This window comes from uncultured Ralstonia sp., assembly GCA_913056305.1.
In the GTDB taxonomy this organism is placed as follows: Bacteria; Pseudomonadota; Gammaproteobacteria; order Burkholderiales; family Burkholderiaceae; genus Ralstonia.
Genome location: CAJXMR010000289.1, coordinates 1 through 4,885, shown reverse-complemented (window position 1 = coordinate 4,885; position 4,885 = coordinate 1). Strand labels below are relative to the sequence as shown.

The window sequence follows — 4,885 nt, the reverse complement described above, 5'->3', positions numbered from 1 at the left end:
TGCACCACGTCCAGCGGATCGGTCACCACCAGCATGCGCCCGCGCGCACGCTTGAGCTGGTCCATCAGGCGCAGGATGCCGATGTTGTCCGACACCTTCAGAGCAGGCTTCACCGAGCGCTCCACGTCGATGGCGCCACGCGTGTCGAGATCGCCCATCAAGTCCTTGGCGCGCGCCACGCCCACTAGGTCGTCCAGCCCGCCGCGGCACACCGGAAACTGGTTGTGCGGCACCGCCAGCAGCAGCTTGCGGGTCTGGGCGATGTCGGCGTCCAGATCCACCCATGAGATGTCGTGGCGCGGCGTCATGATCGAACGCACCGAGCGTTCGGCCAGGTCCAGCACGCCGCTGACCATGCTGCGCTCCTCGGGCCGGAACACCACTTCAGCGGCAGCGTGATCGGCTTCGTGCGGGGCAGCTTCTTCGGCCTCGCCGTTGGCCTGGGCAGCGCGGCGGTCGCCCAGCAGGCTCAGCACGGCATCGGCGGTACGCTCGCGCAGCGGGCGGCGGCGCTCGTGGCGCACCTCGTTGCGCTCGGCCACCTGATTGAAGGACTCGATCAGGATCGAGAAACCGATGGCCGCATACAGATAGCCCTTCGGAATATGAAAGCCCAGCCCCTCGGCGACGAGGCTGAAACCGATCATCAGCAGGAAACTCAGGCACAGCACCACCACAGTGCGGTGCGCATTGACGAAGGCCGTGAGCGGGCGGGAGGCGAACAGCATCGCGCCCATGGCAATCGCCACCGCCGTCATCATCACCGGCAGGTCGTTGACCATGCCCACGGCGGTGATGACGGAGTCGATCGAGAACACCGCATCGAGCACCACCACCTGGGCGATCACGTTCCAGAACTGGCCATGGCCCGCGCCGTGGCTCTCGTCCTGCGGCTGGCCGTCCAGGCGTTCGTGCAGCTCGGAGGTGGCCTTGAACAGCAAGAAGAAACCGCCCAGCAGCAGAATGATCGAGCGCCCCGACAGCGCCACCGGCCCCAACGTCAGCAGCGGCTTGGTGAGCGTGATCAGCCACGACATGGCCGACAGCAGCACCATCCGCATCAGCAGCGCCAGCCCCAGGCCGATCATGCGCGCGCGGTCGCGCAGCGCCGGCGGCAGTTTGTTGACGAGGATGGCGATAAAGACGAGGTTGTCGATGCCGAGAACGATCTCGAGCACGACCAGCGTCACGAGGCCGATCCAGATGGACGGGTCAGCAAGCCAGGGCATAAATGGGAGTCACTGCAGAAAAGTCGATCCGCCGATGATAACCGCAGCGCACGCTTGCGCTGCGGCACAGGCGGTCACGATCAGCGCTTGGCCACCGGCGCCGGGGTAGTCGGGCGGTAACCGTCGGTGAGCGTCTTGAGGAAGGCGACGATGTCGCGCACGTCGGCCTCCGACAGCACGGGCTTGGCTCCCGGCTTGCCGCCGAAGGGCCGCTCCATGTTGACGTTGGCGCGGTACTGCGGTGGCAGGTCGTCGAACTTGTCGACGGTGCCGTCGGCCTTGCGGGGATACCACTTCTGCGGCTGCGTGTCGCGCTCGGCGTAGAAACGCACCGCGTCTTCCAGCGAGTGGATGGCACCGTTGTGGAAGAAGGTCTTGCGCAGCGCGACGTTGCGCAGCGAGGGCGTGCGGAACAGCCCGCAGTATTCGGGACGGTTCTTCAGGTCGGTCCGGTCGGGGCCGCACAGGCCCAGGTCAAAGAACGCCGGGTCGGCATTGGCGGCCAGTTGCCGGTTGCGCGGCACACCCACGGCAATGTGGCCGAAGTCCGAGAACGCCGGAAAGGCACCGTCCTGCTTGATGGCGCTGGTATGGCACGACGCGCAGTTGCCCTTGGCCGGGTCGCTGAACAGCTGCAGCCCGCGCATCTCCTGCGGCGACAGCTTGGCCTGCTTCCGCAGGAAGGCGTCGTACTTGCTGTCGTACGGGTAGAACTCCGACGGCGACTGCTGGAACACCTCCAGCACCATCAGCGCGGCGCGGAAGGCGGTGTCTTCGTTATCGAGGATGTCGTTGCCGAACACCTGGCGGAAGGCCTGCGCATGGCGGCCGTTGCGCAGCTTGGCAACCACCGTGGCCGGTGTGCCATTGGCCATTTCGTGCGCCGACAGCAGCGGAATGCGCGCCTGGTCGTGCGTGGACGATACGCGGCCGTCCCAGGTGTAGCCGCCGGTCGGGCCCTGGTCTTCGGAGTCGTTGCCGTCGTTCTCGTAGAAGTGCTCGGAGAACGGCGGCATGTTCTGGATATAGCGCAGCGACGGCGCAGCGCGCACGCCGGTCTTGTCCATGGCCGGGCCGCCCAGCTGCACCGACAGATCATTGGGTGGGCCGTAGGCATGCGTCGGGCTGTGGCAGCTCGCGCAGGCCAGCTTGCCCGATGCCGACAGCGCCGGATCGAAGAACAGCGCCTTGCCCAGCGCGGTCATGCCGGGCACCGAGGGCCGGCGCGTAACCATCATCGTATAGAAGGCCTTCTCATAGGCCGGCGCCGATGCCGTGACCGTTGCAGCCTGCGCCTCCAGCGGATCACCACGCCAGGACGCGACCAGCGCAGCCAGCCCGGCAAGCGCGAGCGCCGAGGCGGCGATCACGCGGACAGTGGCGACAGGCAGGCGGCGGAGCATCGATGTTCAGTCAGAATTTGGCAGCTTGCCAAACTAGCATGACAGTCGTGACACTTTCATGTCGTCAACCGTTTGTCATGTCCTCGCCCGGAGGCCCCACATGCTGCGCCATGTCTTTAAACGTTCGGTTGTGCCCCTCTTGCTCCTGATACTGGTTATCAGCCTGAATTTGACCGAAATGCACACCCCGCCTACGTTTGCATCATCAACCTGTCATAGAGAAAGCCCAGACTCGCGCTCGCTTTGGGTCCACGGACCCGATGCCCCCCAACTACAAATCAGGGAAATCATGAGCCGAGCACTCCGACTTCTCCCCGTGACCGCCATGGTCGCGGCCAGCATGTCTGCCTGTGGTGGCAGCGATTCGAACAGCAGCGCCTCCAACACCTCAGGTGTCGTGACCGGCAGCTACTTCGAGCACGCCAAGGTCTGCATCGACGCCAACAACAACGGCAAGTGCGACGCGGGTGAGGTCAGCACGTACACGGACACCAACGGCGCCTACACGCTGGCCGGTACGGGTGCCATCACGGTGGAAGTCGGCACGGACGCCAAGCGCAACGATCCGGCCACGGGCACGAGCACGCCCGTCACCCGTCCGCTGGTGTTCCGCGCACCGGCCAGCGCCAACGCCATCATCAGCGCCATCTCGACCGAACTGGTCGCGCTGATGGAAAGCAACGGCGGCGACATCAACGCGGCCAAGGCCACGCTGGCCGCGCGCCTGGGCGTGAGCGCCGACAAGCTGCTCGCCGACCACAACAAGGAAACCGACGCCAACATCAAGGCTGCGCTGCAGACCGAGATCGATCAGGCGATCGACCTGATCGCCGACGCCGTGGCCACCGGCGGCGACCTCAACAAGGGCCTGCGCGACGGTTTCGGCAAGCGCAAGGGCCTGGCCGACAACGTCAAGACCATCGTCGTGATCTACGCGGAAAACCGCGGCTTCGACAACCTGTACGGCCTGTTCCCGAAAGCCAACGGCATTCCGGGCGTCAACCCGACCTCCACCGGCACCGCTGCCGCGCAGAAGGATTTCGACGGCTCCGTGCTGCCGACGCTGCCGCCGACCTGGCTCGGCCTGACCGCCGCCGGCCAGACCGTGACCGTCACGCCGGCGCAGAGCACCGGTTGGCCCAACAAGCCGTTCCAGATTGATGATCCGGCCGGCATCAACGGCACCGGCATCGTCGTCTCGCAAAGTGTGATCACGCGCGACCTGTGGCACCGCTTCTACCAGAACCAGATGCAGATCAACGGCGGCAAGAACGACAAGTTCGCTGCCTACTCTGACGCCGGCGGCCTGTCGATGGGTTACTACGACGGCAGCAAGATGGCCATGTGGAACATCGCCAAGCAATACACGCTGGCTGACAATTTCTATATGGGCGCGTTCGGCGGCTCGTTCCTGAACCACCAGTACCTGATCTGCGCCTGCGCGCCGATCTACCCGAACGTCAACAACTCGCCAGCGGCCAAGAGCGTCGCCACCATTGCGTCCGTCGACGCCAATGGCACACCGCAACTCGCGCCGACCGCCAGTTCCGTGATGGCAGGCTCGCCGTCCTTCGGGACCAACGACGGTAGCCTGACCCCTGTCGACAGCAACGGCAACTCGTATGCAGTCAATACGATGCAACCGCCGTACCAACCGTCGGGCAACGCCGTGGCCAGCAACAACGCGGCTTATGCCGACCCGACCAAGGCATCGACCATGCCGACGCAGTCGCAGATCAACATCGGCGACCTGCTGACCGCCAAGGGCGTGAACTGGGCCTGGTACGCCGGCGCCTGGAACGCGGCCATCGCCGACGCACCGAACACCAAGCGCGGCGTGATCTACGGTGGCACGGTCCAGTTCCAGCCGCACCACCAGCCGTTCAACTACTTCAGCCGCTTCGACCCGGCCACCGCCACCGGCACGGCTGAGCGTACGGCCCACCTGCGCGACTACGACGCCGCCTTCCTGGCCGACGCCGCCGCCGGCAAGCTGCCCGCCGTCACGTTCTACAAGCCGCAGGGCAACCTGAACCAGCACGCCGGCTACGCCAACGTGGCTGACGGCGACGCCCACATCGCCAGCGTGATCACCCAGCTGCAGCAGAGCCCACAGTGGAAGAACATGGTGATCGTCGTGACGTATGACGAAAACGGTGGCTTCTACGACCACGCCGCGGTGCCGAAGGCCGACCGCTGGGGCCCGGGCACGCGTATCCCGGCGATCATCGTCTCGCCGTTCGCCAAGAAGGG

Annotated in this window: 3 protein-coding genes; 1 reads left to right on the top strand and 2 read right to left on the bottom strand. The window is 65.6% G+C overall.

From position 1 onward, the window contains the following. Both QZ609_RS24585 and QZ609_RS24580 read right to left on the bottom strand, forming a co-directional pair. The coding region (locus QZ609_RS24585) for a hypothetical protein (protein WP_295500485.1) at positions 1 to 1,229 on the bottom strand (1,229 nt) is incomplete at its 3' end. An 80-nt stretch (positions 1,230 to 1,309) separates the two neighbouring features. Continuing rightward, entirely contained in the window at positions 1,310 to 2,632 is a 1,323-nt protein-coding gene (locus tag QZ609_RS24580) for a cytochrome-c peroxidase (protein ID WP_295500483.1), read from the bottom strand. A gap of 289 nt (positions 2,633 to 2,921) precedes the next feature. On the opposite strand from QZ609_RS24580, the gene acpA reads away from it, so the two are divergent. Continuing rightward, a partial coding sequence (acpA, locus tag QZ609_RS24575) for an acid phosphatase (protein ID WP_295500481.1) occupies positions 2,922 to 4,885 on the top strand: 1,964 nt, incomplete at its 3' end.

Excerpts from the sequence above, each read along its gene's own strand:
- QZ609_RS24580 (WP_295500483.1), bottom strand. The coding sequence starts at position 2,632 with ATGCTCCGCCGCCTGCCTGTCGCCACTGTCCGCGTGATCGCCGCCTCG.